Below are 25,108 nucleotides of genomic sequence, written 5' to 3' on the forward strand. Positions count from 1 at the left end.
CGATTGTAACGCCCCAAACGCGGCGAGGCCAGTTGGCTTCGCCGCGGTGCGCCACTGCTGGGCGGGTGTGGGGCGGCGAGACTCATCGATGTCATGCCGCCGGTTCGCTCAGCTCTGCAGGTAGGTCATCAGCGACTGGAACGCCAGCACCACGCCGACCACCATCAGCGCGGCGGTGATCCAGCCGATCACCAGCATCCAGCGCGGGTGCCGGTAGTCGCCGACGATCTCGCGGCGGGTCGCCGCGACCAGCAGGCAGGCGAGCGCCAGCGGCAGCACCAGGGCGTTGAGCGCACCCGCTGCGACCAGGATCTTCACCGGTCGGCCGATGCCGGTGTAGATCGCGGTGGAGATCACGATGAAGGCGATCACCGCCCAGCGGCTGTAGGGTTGGATCAGCCTGTGCCAGGAGTACATGAACGTGGTGCTGGTGTAGGCTGCGCCGATCACCGAGGTGAGCGCGGCACAGAACAGCACCAGTCCGAACAGCCGGTAGCCGATGTCGCCGAGGGCATAGCCGAATACCGATGCGGCCGGGTTCGAGGCATCGAGCAGGTGCCCGGCGGTGACCACGCCGAGGGTGGCGAGGAAGATACAGACGCGGATCACACCGGTGATCAGGATCCCGGTCACTGCGATGCGGGTCACGTCACGGACGTGCTCGACGCCGGTGATCCCGGCATCGACCAGCCGGTGGCCGCCGGCGAAGGTGATGTAGCCGCCGACGGTGCCGCCGACCAAGGTGACGATCGGCAGGAACAAGAGCCAAGGCGCCTCGGGCACGAAGGCCTGGCGCAGTGCCTCGAGCACCGGCGGTCGCGTGAGCAGCATGGCGTAGATGATCATCACCAGCATCACCAAGCCCATCACCTGGATCACCACGTCCATCGCTCGGGTGGCGTTGCGAACCAGGAAGATGGCGATCACAAGTGCCGCGGAGATCACCGACCCAAACACGGGATCGATGCCGAACATCGCATTGAGGCCGAGCCCGGCACCGGCGATGTTGCCGATGTTGAAGGCCACGCCGCCGAGCACGATCAGCACCGCGATCAGGTGCCCCGCGCCCGGGAACACGCGGTTGGCGATGTCCTGGCCGCGCAGCCGGGAGACGCTGATGATGCGCCACACGTTGAGCTGCACGGCGATGTCGATCAGCACCGAGACCAGGATCGCGAAGGCGAAGCTGGCCAGGTACTGCTGGGTGAACACGGTGGTCTGGGTCAGGAAGGCGGGGCCAACGGCGGAAATCGCCATCAGCGACATCGCACCGCGCAGGGCGCTGCGCTTGCCTGAAGCACTAAGATTCGGAGCTTCTGCCATGGGGGTCTCGATTTGTTGTCTTTGAATTGAGCGCTGCTCGGCATCGATGCGACGAACTCATGCTGTTTAGTGCAATGGCTCGATGCAGTCCCGCGTGAGTCGGCTGATACTGGATCGGTGGTACATGCTGTTGGCGCGGCATGGGCGCAGTGCTCGACGCTGGACCAGACCGGGTGGAAAACCACACGGATCCGGTGAAGCGCGCACCATGACCGGCGATCGTGTTGTTGATCTTTTGTCGATCGTGCTGTCGTCGGTCGCAGCGAGGCATCGCTGCGTCGCTGTATGCTGGTCCATCTTGTTGAGCTGGCCGGACATCGTCCAGCAAAAAAAATCGTTCGCGGGAGATAAGGAAAATACGATGGGCGCGAGTCTTTCATGTCGCTCGGAGGTGGGGCGGTGAACGTCCGCTTTCTCGAAACCTTCGTCTGGGTCGCACGCCTTGGCAGCTTCAGGCTCACCGCCGAGAAGCTCTCGACCACCCAGGCCGCGGTCTCCAGCCGCATCGCCGCGCTCGAGAATTCGCTCGGTGCCAAGCTTTTTCTGCGCGACGCCCGCGGCGCCACGCTGACCACTGCCGGGCGTACCGCGCTCGAACACGCCGAGCGGATGCTCGAGGAGTTCGGCGCGCTGCGCCGCGCGCTGAACCACGATGCGCCGCTCGCCGGCCGCCTGCGCCTGGGGGTGATGGATACCGTGGTCCACAGCTGGCTGGGGGCCTTCTGCCGACGCATGGTCGAACGCTTCCCAGGGGTCGAGATCGAGCTCAGCGCCGACACCTCCTTCGGGCTGATCGATCTGCTCCGCCGAGGCCAACTCGACGTCATCCTGCAGACCGACGTCGTTCGGGTCGAAGAGGTCTTCAACCGTAGGTTGATGGGGTTTCCACTCGGCTGGGTGGTGGCGGTGGGCTCGGAGCTCGACCGTGACCCCGCTGATCTGGAGGCGCTCGCCCGCGAGCGCCTGTTGACCTTCTCGCGGCTGTCACGTCCGCACCAGGACCTGCTCGAGTTCTTCGGGCGCCGGGGCATCAAGTCGCCGCGAATCGGTACGGTCAACTCGGTAGCGGCGATCATCCAGCTGGTCAGCGATGGCTTCGGTATTGGGGTGATTCCCCCAGCGCTGATTTCGACCGCGCTCGACCAGGGGCGAATGCGCTGCCTGGCGCTGCCGACGCCGCCCGCGGTCGAGGTCTATGCCTCCTGGCGCGGCGGCGTGGGACTCGAGCTCGGCGAGGCGGTGAGCGAAGTCGCCGTCGAAGTGGTCGAGGCATTCTGCCGCGAGCAGGGAGAGGCGCGCGCCCGGCTCGACTGAGAGCGTCACCCGATGCGATCGTCGCAAAACCCCCCGTCCATCCCGTCCCACACCCTCTAGCACCCCGCGCACCGACGGCGCTTCCGACCCAATGGAGGCGCCACTCTATTTGCACACCGTCACTCACATACGAATAAGCGACGCATTGGCCCGCGGACGATTGTCGAGCATGCGCTTGCCGCCGTAATTTCGTCGCATGTCATATCGCGAACAACAACTCAGGCCTTCACATCGTTGCCGCTGGCTTCCAGGAGCGTCCCACCGTGTCAGACATTTCCCAACCGAAGGATCAGCCTCGCATCGTCATCATCGGTCTCGGTGTGGTGGGTGCGGCGCTCGCTGATGAACTCACGCAGCGGGGCATGAAGCACGTCACGGTCTTCGAGCAAGGTCCGTTGTACGAGACTGGCGGCTCCTCGTCCCACGCCCCGGGATTCGTCTATCAGACCTCGCCGAACAAGACCATGAGCGAGTTGGCGACCCGCACGCTTGACAAGCTCGACGGCCTGGAGCTCGATGGCCAATGGCTTTTGAAACGGGTCGGCGGGCTGGAGATCGCCTGCACGCCGGAGCGCCTGCACGACATCCACCGCCGGCACGGGCTCGCCCGTGCCTGGGGCATCGAGTCGAGGGTCATCTCCGCGGCCGAGTGCGCCGAGCTGTGGCCGGGGCTCGATCAAAGCAAGATCCTTGGTGGCTTCTTCACCCCCGGCGATGGGATCGTGAAATCCACCCGCGCGGTCGAATGGCAGGCCAGGAGGGCGGCCGAGCACGGCGCTCGAATCGTCGGCCACACCCAGGTGACGGCAATTTTGCGCGAGGGCGGGCGGGTCACCGGGGTCGAGATCCGCGCGACGCCGAAAGGCCCGGATGATCGCGTCTCGGATGCCACCGAGACCGTAGCGGCGCAGATCGTGGTCTGCTGCGCCGGGCTCTGGGGGCCGGGAGTGGCCAAGAACCTGCTTGGCTTCGAGCTGCCGATGCTGCCGGTCGAGCACGGTTTCGGATTCAGCCGGCAGGTTCCATCGCTGGCCGGGCTCAACGACGAGCTCGACGAGGCCAAGCGGCCGATCCTGCGCCACCAGGACTTCTCGATGTACTTTCGCGAGTACAACGACGTCATCGGCATCGGTGCCTACAATCACCGCCCGATCGGCCTGGAGCAGGAGCAGATCAGCACGCCCGAGGAGTTCGCCAGAACCCAGGTGCATCCGGCGATGCACCCGTTGACCTGGGAGGACTTCGAGCCGACCTGGCAGGAAGCGCAGAGGCTCCTGCCCGAGCTCGAGGAGGTCGAGTTCGATCACGGTTTCAACGGCATCTTCTCGTTCACCCCGGACGGCGGCCCGCTGCTAGGGCCGGTGCCGGGCAACGAGGGGCTGTGGCTCGCCCAGGCGGTCTGGGTGACCCAGTCCGCCGGGGTCGCCCAGGTGGTCGCCGACTGGATCGTCAGCGGCGACCCTGGCATCGATACCCACGGCCTCGAGTTCACCCGCTTCGACCCCCAGGTGGTCAGCCACGCATTCACCGTCGGCCGCGGCGAGGAGTCCTACGACGAGGTCTACGACATCCGCCACCCGCACCAATCGACCCAGGTGCTGCGCGGCCTGCGCACTTCGCCTTTCTACCTGCGCCAGCAGGCGCTCGGCGCGGTGTTTGGCGAGGCCAATGGCTGGGAGCGCCCGCTGTGGTTCGAGTCGAACGAGCACCTGCTCGCCACCCTCGACAAACGTCCGCGTCGCGACCCCTGGGCGGCCACCGATTGGTCGCCGATCGCCGCGGCGGAGGCCAAGGCCACCCGCGAGGGGGTGGCGCTGTACGACATGTCGTCTTTGACCCGCCTTGAAGTCGAAGGCCCCGGCGTGGTCGATTTTCTCCAGCGCGTGCTGACCAACCAAATCGATAAATCGATCGGCTCGGTGACCTACTCGCTGATGCTCGACCAGGGCGGGGGATCCTCTCCGACGTCACCGTCACCCGGCTCGGCACCGAGCTGTTCCAGATCGGCGCCAACGGCCACCTCGACGAGGTCTATCTCAACTCGCTCCTGCCGAGGGATTCGATGATCCGCGTGCGCGACATCACCCCGGGAAGCTGTGGTCTCGGCCTGTGGGGACCGAAAGCCCGCGAGGTGCTCGCCCAGCTCACCAGCGACGACATTTCCAATGAGGGACTCAAGTACTTCCGCGCCGCCCGCATAGAGGTCGCAGGCGTCCATGTGCTCGCCCTGCGAGTGAGCTATGTCGGCGAACTCGGCTGGGAGCTCTATGCCAGCGCCGATCACGGTCTATGGCTCTGGGACAGGATCTGGGAGGCGGGGCAGGCGTTCGGCATCGTCGCCGCGGGCCGGCGGGCGTTCAACAGCCTGCGTCTCGAGAAAGGCTACCGCTCCTTCGGTACCGACATGACGCGCGAGCATTCACCGCAGGAGGCCGGTCTCGGCTTTGCCGTGCGCCCCGCCAAGGGCGAGTTCATCGGCCGGGAGGCGCTCGAGGTCAGGCCGGTCGAGCGCCGTCTGGCCTGCCTGACCCTGGACGATCCGGAGGCGATCGCGCTGGGCTCGGAACCGGTGTTCGCCGCTGGAACGGACGAGTGCATCGGTTATATCACCAGCGCCGACCAGGGTTACACCATCGGTGCGACGATCGCCTATGCCTGGGTGCCGGCGCGGTTCGCCGAAGCGGGACAGCGACTGGAGCTCGAGTACTTCGGCAAGCGATTCGCCGCCACCGTGCGTTGCGAACCGCTCTTCGACCCTGAAATGGCGCATATCAAACGCTAGAACTTCCACCAATGAACAAAGCGAGCAGAGTGTGATGGAACATTACGATGTCATCGTCATCGGGGTCGGCTCCATGGGTGGTGCCGCGGCCAACGTGCTGGCCGAACGAGGCGTCAAGGTGCTAGGGCTCGAGACCTTCTGGCCGGGACATGACCAGGGTTCGGCCCACGGCGGTACCCGGATCGTCCGCCAGGCCTACTTCGAAAGCCCCGACTACGTGCCGCTGCTGCGCCGGGCCTACGAGGGCTGGCACAAGCTCGAGCGCGAGTCCGGGCGCGAGATCGTCAATCTCTGCGGTGGCATCTACATTGGCGATCGCGACAACTTGGTGTTCAAGGGCAGCATGGAAGCGGCGCAGCTGCATGGCATCGAGCACGAGGTGCTCGATGCCACCGAGGTAAAGCGCCGCTTCCCGACGATGAACCCGACCGATGACGCCTTCGCGCTCTACGAGCCCAACGCGGGCTACGTGCGCCCGGAGGAGACCACCATGGCGAACGCCGAAGTGGCGGCGCGCAAGGGCGCGACGATCCGCTTCGGCGAGCCGGTGACCCACTGGTCGGCGACGCCGGGCGGCGGTGTCGAAGTGGTCACCAGCCAGGGCCAGTATGGCGCCGACAAGCTGATCATCACCCCCGGCGCCTGGGCACCGCAGCTGCTACCGGAGCTGCGCTTCCCGCTGAGCATCGAGCGGATGGTGTTCTACTGGTTCACTCCCGAATTCTCCGACGCCGTGCCCTATGAGCTCTACGAGGACAAGCGTCACCCGATCTACATCGAAGAGACCCACGGCAACCAGCAGATCTACGGCTTCCCGATGACCGACGGCCGCGAGGGCGGTTTCAAACTGGGCTTCTTCCGCCTCGGCACCCCGACCACACCGCAGACCATCGACCGCAACGTCTACGACGCCGAAGTCGAGCAGATGCGCCGTCGCGCGCTCGAGCTGTTCCCCTATCTGACCGGGGGGCTGGTGCAGGCCAAGACCTGCCTCTACTCAGTCACCCCGGACGAACACTTCATCCTCGGCCCCTACCCGGACAAGCCCCAGGTGGTGCTCGGCTGCGGCTTCTCCGGCCACGGCTTCAAGTTCGTACCGGTGATCGGAGAAGTCCTCGCCGACCTGGCGACCACCGGCACCACCGAGCATCCGATCTCGCTGTTCGATCCGAAGCGGTTAGTGCTCAGCCCTGGCTGACCTTTACACTGGTTTTCACGAGGGCGGTTCTACGAACTCACTACGAACGGATATGTAAGTTCCGCCACTACGGGTTGGTCGAGGGATCTGTACGACGCATCTCTCTCCCGGGTTTTCGCGCAATTCCTAAGCCGGCCTTGAGCCGGCATCCCTCCCTTTTGGTCTAGCAGCAGGCGCATCGATTCGCGTGCTAAGCTGGGCCGAACCGTGGCTTGCGTGCTTGGCGGCATGCGGCCGGCTTACTGGGATCGCCCCCAGCAGAGGGGCGGCGAATGTCCGGTATCGACGCTGGATGAGGAGAGGTGATGAGTATCAGAGTGACCCGACGAGGGTTTTTCAAGCTCGGGGCGGCGGGGGTGGCAAGCTCGAGCATGGCGATGATGGGCTTCGCCCCGGAGGCCGCCGCGGCTTCCGTGCGCCAGTTCAAGCTCACCCACACCCGCGAGACCCGCAACATCTGCACCTACTGCTCGGTAGGCTGCGGTGTGTTGATCTACAGCCGGGGCGATGCGGCGAAGAACGCCCATCAGCAGATCATCCATATCGAAGGCGACCCCGACCATCCGGTCAGCCGCGGCGCGCTGTGCCCCAAGGGCGCGGGGCTGCTCGACTTCGTCAAGAGCCCGTCGCGGCTCAGGTTCCCCGAGGTGCGCGAGCCCGGCACCAGCGAGTGGAAGCGGATTTCCTGGGATGAGGCGCTGACGCGCATCGCCCGTCACATCAAGACCGACCGCGACGCCAACTTCGTCACCACCGACGAGCAGGGCCACACGGTCAACCACTGGGCCACGACCGGCTTTCTCGCTGCCTCGGCTTCTTCCAACGAATCCGGCTATCTGACCCACAAGGTGGTCAGGAGCCTCGGCATGGTCGCATTCGACAACCAGGCGCGCGTCTGACACGGACCGACGGTGGCAGGTCTTGCCCCAACATTCGGTCGCGGTGCGATGACCAATCACTGGGTCGATATTCGCAACGCCGACGTCATCCTGGTCATGGGTGGCAACGCCGCGGAGGCGCATCCAGTGGGATTCCGCTGGGTCACCGAGGCGAAGGAGCACAATAACGCCACGCTGATGGTGGTCGACCCGCGCTTCACGCGGACCGCGTCGGTGGCGGACTACTACGCGCCGATCAGGACCGGTACCGACATCACCTTCCTCGGTGGGTTGATCAAGTACCTGATCGACAACGACCGGATCCAGCGCGAGTACGTGCTCAACTACACCGACGCAGCGCTCCTGGTCGACGAGGCGTTCGGCTTCGAGGATGGCCTGTTCGACGGCTACGACGAGTCGCGCCGCAGCTATGCCAAGGAGAGCTGGCGCTATCAGACCGGTGCGGATGGCTTCGTGCTGCGCGACGATTCCCTCAGTCACCCGCGCTGCGTGTATCAATTGATGCGCGCGCATTTCGACGCCTACACCCCGGAGATGGTCTCGAGCATCTGCGGTACGCCGGTCGACCGGATGCTGCACGTGTGGGAGCAGATGGCCTCCACGGCGACCGAGGATCGTACGCTGACGATCCTCTATGCGCTCGGCTGGACCCAGCACTCGATCGGTGCGCAGATCATCCGCACCGCGGGGATGGTCCAACTGCTGCTCGGCAACATCGGGCTGCCGGGCGGTGGGGTCAATGCGCTGCGCGGCCACTCCAATATCCAGGGGCTGACCGACCTGGGGCTGTTGTCGAACCAATTGCCTGGTTACATCGCGGCCCCCGCGGCGATCGAGCAGTCGCTTGCCGGCTTCCTCGACGCCCGGCGCAAGATGCCCACGGTGGCTGACCAGGTCTCCTACTGGCAGCACATGGACGCCTTCTTCATCAGCCTGATGAAGGCGTGGTACGGCGAGCGTGCCCAGGCCGACAACGACTGGTGCTACGGCTGGCTGCCGAAGCTCACCCAGCCCCTGTACGACGTGCTCGACACCTTCGATCGGATGTCGCGAGGCGAGATCTACGGCTACTTCTGCCAGGGCTTCAACCCGCTGGCGGCGATCCCCGACAAGAACAAGGTGTCGAAGGCGCTGGCCAAGCTCAAGTACCTGGTCTCGATCGATCCGCTCAATACCGAGACCGCCGAGTTCTGGCGCAATGCCGGCGAGTTCAACGACGTCGACCCCAGCGAGATCCAGACCGAGGTGTTCCGCCTGCCGGCCAACTCGTTCGCCGAGGACGAGGGCTCGATCGTCAACAGCGCCCGCTGGCTGCAGTGGCACTACGTCGCCGCCGATGGTCCGGGCGAGTCGATGCCGGACACCCACATCATCGGTGCGTTGTTCCACCGGGTGCGTGAGCTCTATGCCAGCGAAGGCGGCGCGTTCCCTGAGCCGATCCTGAACCTTGCCTGGGACTACAAGCAGCCCGAGCGTCCGGAAGCCGACGAGATCGCGCGCGAGTTCAACGGCCGCGCGCTTGCCGATATCCGCGACCCGAACGGTGTGCTGGTGCGCCGGGCCGGCGAGCAGCTCTCAGGGTTCAGCGAGCTGCGCGACGACGGCTCGACGCTCTCCGGCTGCTGGGTCTTCGCCGGTGCCTGGACCGAGCAGGGCAACCAGATGGCCAACCGCGACAACTCGGACCCCTACGGCAATGGCCAGACGCTCGGCTGGGCCTGGGCGTGGCCCGCCAATCGGCGGATCCTCTACAACCGTGCCGCGGCGCGGCCGGACGGCACACCCTGGGCGCCGCGCAAGGCGTTGATCTGGTGGAACGAGGCCCAGTCGCGCTGGGTCGGCTCCGACGTGCCCGATTTCCCAGCCAACTCGCCACCGGCGCTCGGCCAGATGCCATTCATCATGAATCCCGAGGGGGTGGGGCACCTGTTCGCCGGCCAGAGCATGAACGATGGGCCGTTCCCGACCCACTACGAGCCGTTCGAGAGCCCGGTGCCGGAGGGCAACCTGCTGTTCCCGCGCAAGGAAAAGGTGAAGAACAACCCCGCGGCGCGGATCTTCGACGCCGACCGCGCGATGCTCGGGGATTGGCAGGAGTTCCCTCACGCCGCGACCACCTATCGGCTCACCGAGCACTTCCACTACTGGACCAAGCACTCGCATCTCAATGCGGTGGTCCAGCCGGAGCAGTTCGTCGAGATCGGCGAGGCGCTCGGCAATGAGTTGGGGATCCGCGCGGGCGATTGGGTCAAGGTGTCGTCGAAGCGCGGCTACATCCGCGCGGTGGCGGTGGTGACCAAGCGGATCAGGGCGATCACCGTGGGTGGCCGGATCGTCCACCAGGTCGGTATCCCGATCCACTGGGGTTTCCTCGGCCAGGCGCGCAAGGGCTTTCTCGCCAACACGCTGACCCCTTCGGTCGGCGACGCCAACACCCAGACGCCGGAGTACAAGTCGTTCCTGGTCAAGGTCGAGAAGGACGATGCCGATCATGGAGGTGAACGATGACCAACCCGCAGAACATCGTGCGCCGCTCGGCGACCACCACCACCCCGCCGCGGGTGCGCGAGGAGGTCGAGGAGGTCGCCAAGCTGATCGATGTCTCCAAGTGCATCGGCTGCAAGGCCTGCCAGGTCGCCTGCATGGAGTGGAACGACATCCGTGACGAGGTCGGGATCGTCGATGGCACCTACAACAACCCAACCGACCTCACCGAGCACTCCTGGACGGTGATGCGCTTCACCGAGCACGAGAACCCGGCGGGCGATCTCGAGTGGCTGATCCGCAAGGACGGCTGCATGCACTGCGCGGAGCCGGGCTGCCTCGAAGCCTGTCCGGCGCCGGGGGCGATCGTCCAGTACGCCAACGGGATCGTCGATTTCGACTCCGACAAGTGCATCGGTTGCGGCTACTGCGTCACTGGCTGCCCGTTCGACATCCCGCGGATCTCCAAGCACGACAGCAAGTCGTACAAGTGCACGCTCTGCTCAGACCGCGTCTCGGTCGGGCTCGAACCGGCCTGCGTCAAGACCTGTCCGACCGGCTGCATCGAGTTCGGCTCCAAGGATGCGATGCTGATTCGCGCGGCCAAGCGGGTGGACGATCTCAAGGCGCGCGGCTTCGACCAGGCAGGGATCTACGACCCCGCCGGCGTCGGCGGCACCCACGTGATGTACGTGCTGCACCACGCCGATGAGCCGGGACTCTATGCGGGTCTGCCCAAGGACCCGCGCATCTCGCCGCTGGTCGGCGCCTGGAAGGGTGTGACCAAGCCGCTGATGAGCGCGATCCTCGGCATCACCGCCTTCGCTGGCTTCATCCATTACGTCACCAAAGGGCCCAAGGAGGAGCCGACGGATGAAGAGGTGTTCGGCGCAGAGGGTGAAGAGGGCTACCTGCGCGACACCCGGGGCGAGGAGGCGGCCGCGACGGTGCGCGACCCGGCCAAGGAGGAAGAGCGATGAAGCACGACGAGGTCAAACGCAACCAGCGCGGCCAGCGGATGATGCTGCGCTATCCCGCCTCGACCAGGGTCAACCACTGGACCATGGCGGTGAGCTTCATCCTGCTGGCGCTCTCGGGGCTGGCGTTCTTCCATCCGGCGTTCTTCTTCCTCTCCCATACGCTTGGGGGGCCGGTGTGGGCGCGGATACTCCACCCGTTCATCGGCGTGGTGTTCTTCCTGCTCTTCGTCGCCATCGCGGTGAGCAACGTGCGCTACAACCTCTGGATCAAGAACGACCTGCGCTGGGTGCGCCAGATCGGCGATGTGCTCGGCAACCACGACGAGCGGCTGCCGCCGATCGGCAAGTTCAACCCCGGCCAGAAGCTGGTGTTCTGGTGCCTGGTGATCAGCGTGCCGCTGCTGCTGGTCACCGGGGTGATCATGTGGCGGCCGTGGTTCGCAGGCTACTTCCCGATCCCGCTGATCCGCCTGGCGAGCCTGCTCCATGCGCTCGCTGCGTTCGTCGCCATCGCCACCATCATTGTCCACATCTATGCGGCGATCTGGGTCAAGGGCTCGATCAGGGCGATGACCCGCGGCTGGGTCAGCCGGGCCTGGGCCAAGCACCATCACCCGCTTTGGTACGAAGACCACGTCGACCAGGATCTCGCCGAGCAGCGTAAAGCGCGAGACGGGCAAGGCGAGCGGCCGGGCGCCGAGCGCGATCTCAAGGCACGGGAATGACCATGAGCGAGTGGATATCGGATACCCCCTTCGACCCCAAGCCCGCGCGCCACGGCGAACCGCCCCAAGTGGTGGTCGCCGGGCAGCGGATCTTCGCCCATCGCGCCGAGCGCCTGCGCCAGCTGGCCGCGCGCCTGCCGGCAATGGGCGAGTTCCTCCACTTCTCGGCGCTGCTGTGTCAGGCGCAGCACCGGACCAGCCTCGACCGCGTTTCCACCGTCGGCTTCGATGCGCGTGCCTGGCGCGTCGCCGTCGAGCAAGGCGTACCGCCGCTGACCCCGGCGGCGCTGCTCGGCTCGCTGGACTGGCGGGACGATCTCGATGCGCTGCTGGAGACGCTCGACGCAATACTCGCGCGGGAGGGCGAGCGTTTTGCCGCCCAGCGCCTGCTGCTTGGGCGGCTCATCGACGTTGCTGCGCAGCGGCGCCTGGCGCTGGCGCGACGGCTGCTCGACCATGCACCGATCCCGCGCGATACCCGGGCGCTTGCACCTTTCGTGGGTGGCGCATTGCAGGTCGCCTGGACGCGCCTCGCCCGCACGCTCGAGCCGCTGCCCGGCCGACCGCTGGCCGGTGCCGAAGGCCGCTGCCCGTGCTGCGGCTCGGCACCGCTCGCCTCGGTGGTGCAGCTCGGCCGCCAGCGTTCTCGGACGCGCTACCTGCACTGTGGCCTGTGTGCCACTGAGTGGTACTTCGAACGCGCGCGCTGCAGCCAGTGTACCGGCACCGCCAAGCTCGACTACATCGGCTGCGAGGATGAGCAGGGCAAGCGTGGGCTCGCGCTGCGCGCGGAGTGCTGCGGCGAGTGTGGCGGCGGCCTCAAGCTGGTCGACCGGGAGTGGGAGGCCGACGCGGAGCCGCTCGCCGAGGACCTCGCAAGCCTCGGGCTGGACGCGCTGCTCGACGCCGAAGGCTACGCCCGCGCCGGCTTCAACCCGCTGCTCGCCTTCGGTGATTAGGCAAATGCATGGAACGCCGCTCGGTTCCACTTCGCTTCTTTCGGGACGAACTGCAAGGGTCGATCCACGGCCTGGCGCCGATGTCCGGCTCCTCGCGTCGGGTTGACCCGGATGGAACATTTGCCCCGCAGGGTGCCGTTGAGATGCTCGAAGCGATTGCCGGGCGGGACTCTCAGGTCGGCTTCGCTCGTCGAGGCATCGATGAGGTCCAGTTTTCTGGCCAAGGCCCCTTCGAGGCTGGCCAGAATGGATCGATGGCTGGCACCGAAATTGAAGAAGTCATGCAGCCACCCGTAGCGAAATCGAATGGACATCCATCTCCTTGTGCGTATGACCGCTATACCGCCTTGTGTAATAGGAGCAAGTCGGTGCGTTACCGGTGTTGCCGAACACGGGCGTTTCGCTACTACGAGATATCCCTGAATGCAGGTCTCGGCACAGAAGCGGGAATGTTTAGCCATCGGCCCGCTGCGGGTGTCCCGCGTACGGCCTGAAATATGAACCCGACGGGCGTTGGCTGGCGTCGGGTTGATCGCTGAGCGATCCTGATTTCATCAATCTTCGTTGATCGAGAGTCCCATGCCTGATCTTCCCGCCTCTATCGTCGATGCCCGCCGGCTGCTGCCCTCGGTGGACCGTCTACTGCGCCATCCCCTGCTGCAGGCCGCGGTCGAGCGCTACGGCCACAAGCTGAGCCTGCGCATGGTGCGTGACGAGCTGGCCTCGGCGCGTGAAGGGGCGACCCTCGAGGCAGTGACCGAGGAAGCGCTGGCGCGAGCCGTGCTCGAGCGCCTTAGCCGCTGGACCCGGCCCCGGGCGCGGGCGGTGTTCAATCTCACCGGCACGGTGATCCACACCAATCTCGGCCGCGCGCTGCTCTCGGAGCCGGCGATCGAGGCGCTGGGCCGAGTGGCGCGCGCGCCGGTGGCACTCGAGTACGACCTCGAGGACGGCGGACGGGGCGATCGTGATGCGCTGGTCGAGGCGCTGCTCTGCGAGCTCACCGGTGCCGAGGCCGCGACGGTGGTCAACAACAACGCGGCCGCCGTGGTGCTGACCCTCGGCGCGCTCGGCGCCGGGCGCGAGGCGATCGTCTCGCGCGGTGAGTTGATCGAGATCGGCGGGGCCTTCCGCATGCCCGATATCATGGCCGCCGCCGGCTGCAGGCTGCGCGAGGTCGGCACCACCAACCGCACCCACCCGCGCGACTACCGGGATGCGATCAACCAGGAGACCGGGCTGCTGGTCAAAGTCCACGCCTCCAACTACGCGATCGAGGGCTTCACCAGCACGCTCAGTGAACGCGAGATGGCCGAGATCGCCCACGCCGCCGGGCTTCCGCTGGTGGTCGACCTGGGCAGCGGCGCGCTGATCGATCTCGCCGATTTCGGGCTGCCCCACGAGGCCCTGCCGCGCGATGCGATCCTTGACGGCGCCGACGTGGTCACCTTCAGCGGCGACAAGCTGCTCGGCGGCCCGCAGGCCGGCATCATCGTCGGCCGGCGCGACTGCATCGAGCGAATCAAGCGCCATCCGCTCAAGCGCGCGCTGCGCCTCGACAAGCTGGTGCTCGCCGCGCTGGAGGCGACCCTGCGCCACTATCGCGACGACGACCATCTCGAGCGAACGCTGCCGACCCTGCGTCTGCTATGTCGCGACGAGGGCTCGATCCGCGCCACCGGTGAACGCCTGCTGGCGCGGCTGGGCAACGACCTCGACGCCCGCTTCGAAGGATTCAATATCGAGCTCGCCGCCTGCATGAGCCAGCTCGGCAGCGGCTCGCTGCCGGTCGACCGACTGCCGAGCCACGCCTTGGTATGGCGCCCCCGGGCCGAGCGACGCGAGGAGCGCGAGCGCGCGCTGCGCCGGCTCGAGGCGCAGATGCGCGGGCTCGAGCGCCCGGTGATCGGACGGCTCAAGGAGGGCGCACTGTGGCTCGACCTGCGCTGCCTGGAAGAGGGCGACGAGGCGGCCTTCATCGACCAGCTCGCACGGCCCACCGGGACGGAGGGGCTGCGGTGATCATCGGTACCGCCGGCCACGTCGACCACGGCAAGACCGCGCTGATCAAATGCCTCACCGGCATCGACACCGACGCGCTCAAGGAGGAGAAGGCGCGGGGGTTGACCATCGAGCCGGGCTTCGCCTATCCGCAGGGACTCGAAGGCGTCGAGCTCGGTTTCATCGACGTGCCCGGGCATGAGAAATTCATTCACAACATGCTCGCCGGCATCGGCGGCATCGACGGTGCGCTACTGGTGGTCGCCTGCGACGACGGGATCATGCCGCAGAGCGTCGAGCACCTTGCGATCCTGCGGCTGCTGTCGATTCCGGTACGCGCAGTGGCACTGACCAAGTGCGACCTGGTCGACGCCGATCTGATCGAACAGCGCCAGTTGGAACTCGCCGATTGGCTCGGCGAGCCCGCGCCGATCTTCGCGCTGTCCAACCGCAGCGGCGAGGGGATCGAGGCGCTGCGCGACTGGCTCTGGCAGTGCGCCAGCCGCTGGCGCGCCCGCCCCGCACCGGGGCTGTTTCGTCTCGCGGTCGACCGTGCCTTCGTCAAGACCGGCGCGGGGCTGGTGGTCACCGGCACCGTGGTCGATGGCGAGGTCGAGGAGGGTGCCCAGCTGCGGCTCTTTCCCGCCCAGGAGAGCGTCCGGGTGCGCGGGCTCAGGCGCCAGAACCGGCCCGCCGAGCGCGCCCGGCGCGGCGATCGCTGCGCGCTCAACCTCGCTGGCGTCGAGCGCAACGAGATCCAGCGCGGCGGCTGGGTGGTCGAAGCGAGCGAGCCCCCCGAGGGCCACGAGCGCTTGGACATCGACCTGCGCCTGCTCGCCGATCTCGACCGGCCGCTGGCCCACTGGACCCCGGTGCACGTGCATCTGGGCGCCGCCCACCTCACCGGCCGGGTAGGGCTGCTCGAAGGCAGCGAGCTTGCTCCCGGTGGCCGCGCACTGGCCCAGCTCACGCTCGACCAGCCGGTGCTCGCCTGCTGCGCGGACCGGGTGGTGATTCGCAGCCACGGCGCCGATCGCACGCTTGGTGGCGGCCGGGTGCTCGATCGCCGCCCACCGCGGCGCGGCGCCCGGCGAGCCGAGCGGCTGGCATGGCTTGGCATACTGCGCCGCGCGCTCGATCACGGCGCGACCGAGTCGGCCGAGGGCTTCGACTCCGCCCTCGCCGCGCTCGCCGAACTGCGCGGCGACGGCATCGAGCTGGCGCCGCTCGCCGCCAACCTCAACCGCCGGATGGAAGCGCTACGCCTGCGCGCCGAGGCCCAGGGTCTGGTGATCATCAGCGCCGACAGCGAGACCCGGCTGTTCGCCCCGGGCCACCTCGCCGCGCTGGAACAGCGCCTGTGCGAGGTCGTCGCCGCCAACCACCAGCTCGAACCCGCCGCCGCCGGCACCGAGCGCGAGCGCCTGCGCCGCCAGGCCGCCCCCAGGCTCGCCAGCCCGATCTTCCGCCAGCTGCTCGAGCGGCTGCTCGCCCAGGGCCGGCTGGTCAGCCACGGCCCCTTCATCGCCGAACCCGGCCATCGCGCCCGGCTGGGGGAAGAAGACGAAGCGCTATGGCAGCGCATCGCACCGCTGCTCGATGAAAGCTTCGATCCCCCCCGGGTCCGCGACATCGCCCAGAGCCAAGGGCTCGCTGAACAGCGGGTGCGCGAAGTACTCAGCGCCAGCGCCCGGCTCGGCGCGCTTTACCAAGTGCGCAAGGATCACTTCTACCCACTCGCCACCATCCAAACCCTGGCTGAAATAGGATTGGCAATCGAGGCTGAGCATGGCAGCATCCTCGCCCGTGAATACCGTGATCGCATCCAGGTAGGCCGCAAGCTCGCGATCCAGCAGCTCGAATTCTTCGACCGCATCGGCTTCACCCGGCGGGTACGCGACGTGCACCGCATTCGACGGCCCGATATGTGGCACTGAAGGACCGAGCGGCAAGCGCATCAAAGGAAGAGGATCGACCCCCGGTGGGGCGACCGGACTTCAACTCCGTGTGGGGGCTGCCAAGCAGTCCTCGGTGGGTTCGACTCCCACGCTCTTCCGCCATCACTCCCCTCTACCGTTCGTCCCGAGCGGCGTCCTTACGCGCCGAAGCGGCGATTCGTCTCGGCATTGATGGACGCCTGTCGAGGGATACAGACGAAGCCCCGGCGTTAGCTTGCTCGAGGTGATTCAATACCCGCTATAAGCTTATGGTTGGAGCGATAGGCTAGGCGCCGCGCGCTGATCGACCGGCTGTCACTTCGGTATCCCTGTGCCATCTTGTGCCCGAAAGGCCGAGAGTGGAGGCGAGACACCACGCACTGCTACTGCCAATGGCTCGAAGCGCTGATCGGCTGGTCTCACGCAATAGGGAGGGCGACGCTATCACAGTTCATTCTTCTGTCTAGTGTCAGTACCCTTCGCCTGGAGCGGGAGCAGGCCATATAGCGCCAGCGCAGCTGATCGCCAACAACATTCACCCCAGGCCTGATCGCGTACTGCACGACCTGTCCTTTGGTGCACCGATTTCGCCATCGTGCTGCGACCCTCGCCTGCGCATTTTCGACTCTCCGCCCCGCGTGCGCGCTAAATGGGTGGGTTTTTCGGCAGGCCGGACACGGCCGAAAGCCGCGCCAGTGCTGGGGCGGCGGACAGGGGAGGGAGGGCAAAAAATTATGCGGATTTATGCGTTTTTTCGAGAAGGGAAGGAAAAATGCGGCGAGAGTCTGGAAGCTATGCTACAGATTGTGTCAAATTGATTCAAAATGTGTTCTTGTTGAAGCCACGGTGTTCCTGACAGGTCTGACGTTCTAAGCAGCCGCCGCCTCGGCGAAAGTTGAGAGCTGTTTTATTGGTTTGAATTTGTTAAAGCGTATTTAGACTAAAGAGCGATCTGGGAATAGAGGACTATCACACAAAATGATTCTCTGGCTTTAGTAGATCCGCGTTATAAATTAAGAATAAGTCTTGAAATTCCGCTGTTCGCAAGAATAATAAGTCCCAGTCGGAGGAATGTTGATTCAATGAACTATGAAAAGCAGGCACAAGATTATTATAGTAAGGCTCCTTTAATAATATTAGGAAGCGGAGCTTCTTGCGCCCATGGAATGTCAGGCATGGAAGCATTGGCGGAATATTTAGTAAAAAAAATTGACATATCAGACATTTCTGCCAAAGATAAAATCACTTGGTCTGAATTTTGTAGGGTTCTTGAGTCAGGTACCGACCTGGAGACAGCTCTCCATCAAGTGGCAACTTCAGAAGAGCTGACATCATGCATAATAAGAAAGACATGGGAGCTTATAAATGCTGAAGATCTAGGAATATTTCACGAGTATCTTCAAAATAACCAACGCTTTAGCTTGGGAAAGATAATTTCCCATATGTTTAAATCTAGCATATCTAACATCAATATTATTACTACTAACTATGATAGACTCGCTGAGTACGCATGTGAAAGGGAAAAAATCCACCACTATACAGGATTTACTCATGGCTTTTTTCGGCAGTTAAGTCAGCCGAAAGAAATAAAAGTAAATCGGAAGGTTAACATATGGAAGGTTCATGGATCGATCGACTGGTTTAAGTCTCCTTTAGAAGATATTATAGGATTACCGCATCTTCAAGACATCCCTAAGGGATATGGCCCTCAAATAGTCACTCCTGGCACACAAAAATATCAGAGAACTCATTTAGAACCTTATCGCTCCATTATTAATAATGCTGATCAGGCTATTACAGCAGCGACTTCATATTTATGTATCGGATATGGGTTCAACGATGAGCATATACAGCCTAAACTCATGACCAAATGCGCTCGCCAGGGTGCACCTATCACTATAGTGACATATGCACTTTCTGATGCTACAAAAAGGTATGTCATTAATGGCGGTATGAGCAACTATTTGGCGATTGAGCGTGGTGATCATGACGATCAGTCTGTGGTTTACAGTTCTCTAGAAGAAAATCCTGTAATAGTTGAAAAAAACTTCTGGAACATCGATGGCTACTTAACTCTAATAACGTAGGAGAGTAATAATGTCTATTTTCAATTTTGTTGATGATGAAGCGCTTGGAAAAGTAGCATCTGTTGACACTGCAACGGTAATTGTTGATGTCGAAAATATAAATCAATTGAAAAGGTTACAGGTTAATCATTTGGCTGTATTACAAAGCAGTAGGCCTGGCCAGCATTTGATTGGTCTAATTACTCAAGTTACTCGAAAAAAGTCTGCTGCTGAAGAGTTAAATGATGGTATTGTCGATCAATATGCGGAACTCAATCTTTGCAGAATCGCATTAATAGGGACATTATTAGATCGCGATGGGAATAAAGAGAATGTGTTTCGTCGTACCTTAGAGTCTGTTCCAGAAATAGACGCCAATTGTTTTTCTTTAGAAGGAGATAATCTTACCGGCTTCATGAGAACCCTGTCGAGTATAGCTGCAGATAAAAACTCATTGACGCTGGGAAGATATACTCTTGATGAACATGCTGTGGCTTATTTGAATGGAAATAAATTTTTCCAGCGACATGCTTTTATTGGTGGTAGTACAGGATCCGGAAAGTCATGGACAACCGCTAGGATTATTGAGCAGATGGAGAGGCTGGACTCAGCAAATGCGATAATCTTTGATCTTCATGGTGAATATTCACCTTTGGTAGGCGACGGCATTCAACAGCTTAAAGTGGCAGGCCCAGCCGATGTGGAGAGTGCGCGCACACTAGATGAAGGCATAGTTTTCTTGCCCTATTGGTTGCTTTCTTATGAAGCATTAGTTTCTATGTTTGTCGACCGTAGTGACCAGAATGCGCCCAATCAAGCCATGATTATGGCAAGGGAAATAAACCAAGCAAAAAGGAAATACCTTGAAGATAGAAATTATGTGGATATATTATCACATTTTACCGTTGATAGTCCCGTTCCATTCGATCTGAAGGAGCTCTTAGCAAGATTGAACTCTATAAATACAGAGATGGTCGCGGGTGCAAGAGGAGATAAACAAGGCGAATTCTATGGAAAACTGGCAAGAATGATTTCTAGGCTAGAGAATAAAATTTCTGATAGACGTTTGGGTTTTTTGTTTAGTGGCGGTGAAGATGTTTTAGATTTTTCATGGTTGAACAAGCTTTCTGCTAATTTAGTAGGGTGTACTTCAGAAAATAATATTGCAGGAATAAAAATAGTTGATTTTTCAGAAGTTCCATCAGATATTCTCCCATTAATCGTTTCACTGGTTGCACGTGTCGCATTCTCTATCCAGCAGTGGACTCCCTCTGAATTGCGCCATCCAATAGCGTTGCTATGTGATGAGGCTCATCTCTATATACCACAAAGAAGTATGGCGGATTCTGCCAATAATATATCAATTGATATATTTGAAAGAATAGCTAAAGAGGGTAGGAAATATGGCCTGAGCCTTGTGGTTATAAGCCAAAGGCCTTCAGAGGTTAATAAAACCATACTTAGTCAATGCAGCAATTTTATTTCAATGAGATTAACCAATGCTGAAGACCAAGGGGTAATTAAAAAGCTGCTTCCAGATAGCTTGGGTGGTTTTGGAGATATTCTCCCTACTTTGGATACAGGAGAAGCATTAATGGTTGGCGACGCAAGTTTACTCCCTAGTCGAATAAGGGTAGACGAGCCAGCGAATAGACCCAATAGTGGAACTGTAGATTTTTGGGACGAGTGGCAGGCACCTGTTGAGGAACATCGACTTACAGCGGCAATCGATAATTGGAGAAAGCAAAATATTCAATAGTCAGGATAAGGTATGTATAAAGATGAAAATAGTAAATAGTTTTACTAGAAAACTTTTCGGAATATAGCATATGGTTGCTAGCTATTTATATAAATTGTTTGTGTAATGAATTTAGCATGTGAATTGTCAATAAAATACGTTAATTGCACAACTTAAAGGAGTTTATATGTCAACCAATTTAGAAAAAGAGGTTGCTTGCCTCCTCTGCGGTATACGAGTGAAAAAATATAATTTACAGCGCCACCAGATCAAGCATCATTGCCTGAATCCAGATGACTATATATCGTGTTCTTTTTGTCGGTTTCCTGTCAAGAACAAAAATTACCATAAGCATATTAAGTGCCATCTTAAAGATATTACGATCAAATCCGGTCGGACAAAGCTTTGTGATATGATGCCTGCTCAACGTCGTCGCTGGCTTGATAATCTTGACCGACCGGATCGAGAATACAGTGAAGACGCGTTATCACCTGGACGATATCTCTTAGGTGGTAGTTATGGGCTTGGTAAAAACCGGAAAAACTAAAGGGAGTAAGGTAAACAAATTGTCAAACTTTCATTAAATAAATTATTTATGACGCCTGAATCTATTTAGAATATTTTGTAGCTGGGCTATTTACATGTTCAGTCTTGGATTCTGTTGACCAAGTCTGGCTTAATAGGTATTAATTAGATCCTTGAGTTACTATTAATCCAGTCTGTCCAGAAAGGAAAATGGTTTGACTATATTTAAATAATATTTTGACTCCACAGTGTAGCCATGCTCGATGGCAGGAGATCGAAGGTTGTTGGCATGACATGGCTCATGCGCTTTTCGATAGGGTCAAGCGAGCGCGTGGTAGGGAAGAATCCGCAAGCGATTCTATGCTTTCTTTACGTGTGCAAAGACATAAGCGGACTTGATGAAATTTATTAGGTATATTCGTGACCTGATATTTCATTAGGTATATTGATAGGTATATTTGGTATGGAAAAAAATTTCATTCCTCCATTAATCAATGGGTTGCATGCTTGGTTATCATCCCGCCAGGCCTGTATTCTTACCTCGCAGATCATCGCGAGGCAAAAAGCCCCGAAGAACAGCTAATTCGCTGGCTTTCGGGGCTTTTCCATTGTGGGCATTCCTTGGCATTCGAGCCTCGGAGATGCGCTGATAGCGCGTCTAGGCTAGCGTAGTGGAAGGCCTGCGTCGTGGCCTCCTTCAGCGTCCGATTCATCCGCTCGACTTGGCCGTTGGTCCACGGATGATAGGCCTGGGTCCGCCGATGCTCGATGCCGGTGGCAAATGAGATCGAAACGATGGGGCTTGTATGTCTCGGTCCTCGGACGCTTGGCGAACTGCACACCGTTGTCGGTCAGTACCGTGTGAACACGGTACGGTAGTTGGGACAGCGTTTCCTAGAGAAAGGCAGCGGCCTCGTTTCGGCCCGCTTGGCGGTTCAGCTTGGCGTGCACGAACTTCGAGGTACGATCGACGGCGACGAACAGATACGCCTTCCCTTCGCCAGTGCGGATCTCATTGAAATCGATGTGCAGATAACCGATCCGATAGGATTTGAAGCGTTTGGGGGTGGGCTGTTCATGGCTGTCTTCCGGCAGCCGGCTGATCTCATGACGTTGGTAGAGTCGATGGAGTTTCGCCCGGGTCAGGTGCGGGATGAATCGCTGCAAGGTGAACAGACAATCATCGAGCGGGTGCAAGGTCCGTCGACGAAACTCGAGCGCCGCGCTTTCCTCCAGCGGTGCTAAGGAGTGTGAGCGAGGGCGTTTGGGTCCCATGGCCACGTCCTCGACCGAGTCCCGTGCACGCCATTTGCGAACGGTCTTGGGATTGAGGCCATAGCGGCGGCTCAATGCCGCGACCGAAGCCTTCGATCGCTGTATTTCTTTTCGGATGGCGTGCACGGTCTTGGCGCGTGAGTGAAGAATCTGAGCCATGGGTCCTCTGCAGACATAGGTTGATACCACAATCCCCTACACCTAGACTCTGATTTACCGACTCTTCAAATATTTATGGTATATGAAAGGGTATATTACGATTGGTTTGCATCGTATTTAATGCCATTAAAATCAATGTGTTATAGTGCATTGTGGCATCTCACGCTCTCCGCCACATTGCTGTTCTGAATCATTGGGTTGTGATCATATTTCTGGGTTCTTGGGACTTGTCTGGGGCAAATCTCCTTTGAGTGCTGTGTCCAGCCCCACCATCTCCATGTGGCTTTGAGCGCCATCCAGCCACCTGGAGTGGGTGTACAAGATCACCTCTATGCTTTGGCCCAGTTGCCTTGCGCAAAATGCCGGCATCAAAGCCCCCACCTTTTTCGATCTTTGCTTGATCCTCGCCAACCTTGGCAATCCCTTCGCTAACCATGAGAATCCAGGCTCCGATGTTTTCCACCCCTTGGATGGAGGGAGCGGCGATGAGTGAGCCGATCCGCTTGACCCAGTACAGCCACGGTGCGGGCTGCGGCTGCAAGATTTCGCCCAAGGTGCTGGAGGTGATCCTCGCTGGCAGTGGGGCGCAGCATCTCGATCCCAGGCTGTGGGTGGGCAATGCCTCGCGTGACGATGCGGCGGTCTATGCGATCGACGAGGAGCGCGGGGTGATCTCGACCACCGATTTCTTCATGCCGATCGTCGATGATCCGTTCGATTTCGGTCGGATCGCGGCGACCAATGCGATCAGCGATGTCTATGCGATGGGGGGTGATCCGCTGATGGCGATCGCGATCCTCGGTTGGCCGGTCGACAAGCTCGGTCCGGAGGTGGCGCGTGAGGTGATTCGCGGTGGACGGGCGGTGTGCGATGAAGCGGGCATTCCGCTGGCTGGGGGCCATTCGATCGATGCGCCGGAGCCGATCTTCGGTCTCTCGGTCACGGGCCTTGTCGACAAGCGTTGGATCAAGCGCAACGACACCGCCACCGAGGGCTGCCGGCTCTACCTGACCAAGCCGCTGGGCATTGGCATCCTCACCACCGCGGAGAAGAAGGGCGCGCTCTTCGATCAGGACGTCGGCGTGGCGCGGGATCTGATGTGCACGCTCAACCGCGCGGGCAGTCGCTTCGCTCGGCTCGAGGGGGTCAGGGCGATGACCGATGTGACCGGCTTCGGCCTGCTCGGGCATCTGGTCGAGATGGCCGACGGCAGCGAGCTCACCGCCAGCATCGATGCCGCCAGGGTGCCGGTGCTCGAGCGGGTGGATGAGTACATCGAGCGCGGCTGCGTGCCGGGCGGGACGCAGCGCAACTTCGCAAGCTACGGTGAGCGGATCGAGGGGCTGAGCGAGCGTCAGCGGCAGGTATTTTGCGATCCGCAGACCAGCGGTGGGCTGCTGGTCGCGGTCGAGCCGCGCGAGGAGGGGGCGTTCCTGGCGATGGCCGCGGAGCTCGGCCTTGCGCTGGTCTCTTTCGGCGAACTGGTGGCGAAGCGGCGCCATGCGGTCGAGCTGCGTTGATGCGCACTGCGCGACCCGCCCCGCGAGCGTTCAGTCCCGCGTGGCCAGCGCAGGGCGCGCTTGCCTGAAGGAGACCAGCCGTCGTTGGTCTTCGTCCCACAGCATCAGGCGCACCAGGGCGAGGCTCTGCCCCAGGGTCAGCCGGCCGATGTCGCGGAGCTCGGGATGTTCCCGCAGCACTTCGGGCAGGCGGTAGCAAGGGATGCGCGAGCACAGGTGGTGGACATGGTGGACGCCGATGTTGGCGGTGAACCAGCGCAGCACGGCCGGCAGGTCATAGTGCGAGCTGCCGTGCAGCCCCGCTACGCGCACGTTCCACTCCTCGTCGCGGGCCCAGAAGGTCTCCTCGAACTGGTGCTGGACGTAGAACAGCCATACCCCGATCGAGGCGGCCAGCAGCATGATCGGTAGCTGCACGAGCAGGAAGGGGACGACGCCGACCAGCCAGATCATCGCCGCCGCCACGGTGGCGATCGCTAGATTGGTCGCCATGGTGCTCAGCCAAGGCATCGCGCCTGCACGCATGAAGCCCACCGGCAGCCGGTTGTCGAGCAGGAAAATGTACGCCGGGCCGAGTCCGAACAGTACCAGCGGGTGGCGGTAGGCGCGATAGCGCAGCCGCTGGAGCGGCGTAAGCGCACGATACTCGCGCACGGTCAGGGTGTCGATGCCGCCGACGCGCGAGCGGTCGAGATTGCCTGAGTTGGCGTGATGGAGCTCGTGGGTGTGGCGCCAGAAGTCGAACGGGGTCAGGGTCAGCACGCCGATTGCCCGGCCGACCCAGTCGTTGGCGCGCCGGGAGCGAAAGAACGAGCCGTGGCTGCAGTCGTGCATGATCATGAACATGCGTACCAGCAATCCCGCCGCGGGGATGACCAGCGCCAGGCCTATCCAGTAGCCCTGGCTTACGCAGTACCAGAGCAGCGCCCAGACGAGGACGAAGGGAATCACCGTGATCGCGATCTCCGCCAGGCTGCGGGACAGATGCGCTACGCGGTAGCCACCCAGCGCGCGCACCAGCGTGCGGGTCTGTGCGGTGGCATCGACTGGCGCGGCCAGAGGTTTCATAGCGCAGCTCCTGAGAGGCTCGGAGGCTCGCCGGGCAACCGTTGAAGCGATTGCCCGGCGAGCCTGTCCGGGGCAGGGGGCGTGCCGAGGTGAAGTTCGGCGAAGGGTATTCTGTGACCCCATTGTGCGCCGTGCGCCGTCCGATGTCTGAGCAT

The 25,108-nt window shown here is 61.5% G+C and carries 16 protein-coding genes, 1 tRNA gene and 2 pseudogenes; 15 read left to right on the forward strand and 4 right to left on the reverse strand.

Going from position 1 to position 25,108, the window contains the following annotated elements:
- Positions 1-108: 108 nt before the first annotated feature.
- Positions 109-1,323, reverse strand: coding sequence for an NRAMP family divalent metal transporter (locus tag A5892_RS09800; protein ID WP_064122645.1), 1,215 nt, complete (start codon positions 1,321-1,323; stop codon positions 109-111).
- A gap of 378 nt (positions 1,324-1,701) precedes the next feature.
- On the opposite strand from A5892_RS09800, the gene A5892_RS09805 reads away from it, so the two are divergent.
- The 7 genes and pseudogenes from A5892_RS09805 (at position 1,702) to fdhE (ending at position 12,664) form a co-directional block, all read left to right on the forward strand.
- Entirely contained in the window at positions 1,702-2,637 is a 936-nt protein-coding gene (locus tag A5892_RS09805; RefSeq protein ID WP_223302615.1) for a LysR family transcriptional regulator, read from the forward strand.
- Between the two features lie 263 nt (positions 2,638-2,900).
- Positions 2,901-5,419 (forward strand): annotated as a pseudogene (locus A5892_RS09810) (GcvT family protein).
- A gap of 34 nt (positions 5,420-5,453) precedes the next feature.
- Positions 5,454-6,617, forward strand: coding sequence for an N-methyl-L-tryptophan oxidase (solA, locus tag A5892_RS09815; protein ID WP_064122646.1), 1,164 nt, complete (start codon positions 5,454-5,456; stop codon positions 6,615-6,617).
- A gap of 311 nt (positions 6,618-6,928) precedes the next feature.
- Positions 6,929-10,024, forward strand: coding sequence for a formate dehydrogenase-N subunit alpha (gene fdnG / locus A5892_RS09825; protein WP_150123633.1), 3,096 nt, complete (start codon positions 6,929-6,931; stop codon positions 10,022-10,024).
- On the forward strand, positions 10,021-10,980 hold the full coding sequence (gene fdxH, locus A5892_RS09830; protein WP_082890374.1) for a formate dehydrogenase subunit beta: 960 nt from the start codon (positions 10,021-10,023) through the stop codon (positions 10,978-10,980). Before fdnG ends, fdxH begins: the two co-directional genes overlap by 4 nt.
- Complete coding sequence (locus A5892_RS09835) at positions 10,977-11,705, forward strand: formate dehydrogenase subunit gamma (protein ID WP_064122649.1); 729 nt, start codon at positions 10,977-10,979, stop codon at positions 11,703-11,705. The genes fdxH and A5892_RS09835 overlap by 4 nt, the downstream gene beginning before the upstream one ends.
- A gap of 2 nt (positions 11,706-11,707) precedes the next feature.
- A complete protein-coding gene (fdhE, locus tag A5892_RS09840) occupies positions 11,708-12,664 on the forward strand; it encodes a formate dehydrogenase accessory protein FdhE (protein WP_064122650.1) in 957 nt (318 codons plus the stop codon).
- Here the strand turns inward: fdhE and A5892_RS09845 are convergent.
- A complete protein-coding gene (locus A5892_RS09845; protein WP_064122651.1) occupies positions 12,661-12,978 on the reverse strand; it encodes a type II toxin-antitoxin system RelE/ParE family toxin in 318 nt (105 codons plus the stop codon). The two genes, fdhE and A5892_RS09845, sit on opposite strands and share 4 nt — an antisense overlap.
- Positions 12,979-13,243: 265 nt before the next feature.
- On the opposite strand from A5892_RS09845, the gene selA reads away from it, so the two are divergent.
- The 6 genes from selA (at position 13,244) to A5892_RS20230 (ending at position 20,953) form a co-directional block, all read left to right on the forward strand.
- On the forward strand, positions 13,244-14,686 hold the full coding sequence (gene selA, locus A5892_RS09850; RefSeq protein ID WP_064122652.1) for an L-seryl-tRNA(Sec) selenium transferase: 1,443 nt from the start codon (positions 13,244-13,246) through the stop codon (positions 14,684-14,686).
- Positions 14,683-16,602, forward strand: a complete 1,920-nt coding sequence (gene selB, locus A5892_RS09855) for a selenocysteine-specific translation elongation factor (protein ID WP_064122653.1) — start codon at positions 14,683-14,685, stop codon at positions 16,600-16,602. Before selA ends, selB begins: the two co-directional genes overlap by 4 nt.
- A 25-nt stretch (positions 16,603-16,627) precedes the next feature.
- A tRNA-Sec gene (locus A5892_RS20225) sits at positions 16,628-16,725 on the forward strand.
- 959 nt (positions 16,726-17,684) lie between these two features.
- On the forward strand, positions 17,685-18,689 hold the full coding sequence (locus A5892_RS09860; RefSeq protein WP_064122654.1) for an SIR2 family protein: 1,005 nt from the start codon (positions 17,685-17,687) through the stop codon (positions 18,687-18,689).
- Positions 18,690-18,699: 10 nt separating this feature from the next.
- Positions 18,700-20,427, forward strand: a complete 1,728-nt coding sequence (locus A5892_RS09865) for an ATP-binding protein (protein WP_064122655.1) — start codon at positions 18,700-18,702, stop codon at positions 20,425-20,427.
- 166 nt (positions 20,428-20,593) lie between these two features.
- Positions 20,594-20,953, forward strand: a complete 360-nt coding sequence (locus A5892_RS20230) for a hypothetical protein (RefSeq protein ID WP_150123519.1) — start codon at positions 20,594-20,596, stop codon at positions 20,951-20,953.
- 526 nt (positions 20,954-21,479) lie between these two features.
- On the opposite strand, the pseudogene A5892_RS21010 reads toward A5892_RS20230, so the two are convergent.
- Positions 21,480-22,365 (reverse strand): annotated as a pseudogene (locus A5892_RS21010) (DDE-type integrase/transposase/recombinase).
- A gap of 313 nt (positions 22,366-22,678) precedes the next feature.
- On the opposite strand from A5892_RS21010, the gene A5892_RS20475 reads away from it, so the two are divergent.
- Together A5892_RS20475 and selD are read left to right on the forward strand one after the other, a co-directional pair.
- The gene (locus A5892_RS20475) at positions 22,679-22,858 is read left to right on the forward strand and encodes a hypothetical protein (RefSeq protein ID WP_190295588.1); all 180 of its coding nucleotides are present in this window, start codon (positions 22,679-22,681) and stop codon (positions 22,856-22,858) included.
- A complete protein-coding gene (gene selD, locus A5892_RS09880; protein WP_064122658.1) occupies positions 22,851-23,885 on the forward strand; it encodes a selenide, water dikinase SelD in 1,035 nt (344 codons plus the stop codon). The genes A5892_RS20475 and selD overlap by 8 nt, the downstream gene beginning before the upstream one ends.
- Before the next feature lie 30 nt (positions 23,886-23,915).
- On the opposite strand, the gene A5892_RS09885 is transcribed toward selD, so the two are convergent.
- Complete coding sequence (locus A5892_RS09885; protein WP_064122659.1) at positions 23,916-24,953, reverse strand: fatty acid desaturase; 1,038 nt, start codon at positions 24,951-24,953, stop codon at positions 23,916-23,918.
- Positions 24,954-25,108 lie beyond the last annotated feature (155 nt).

This window comes from Halotalea alkalilenta (assembly GCF_001648175.1).
Classification (GTDB): domain Bacteria; phylum Pseudomonadota; class Gammaproteobacteria; order Pseudomonadales; family Halomonadaceae; genus Halotalea; species Halotalea alkalilenta_A.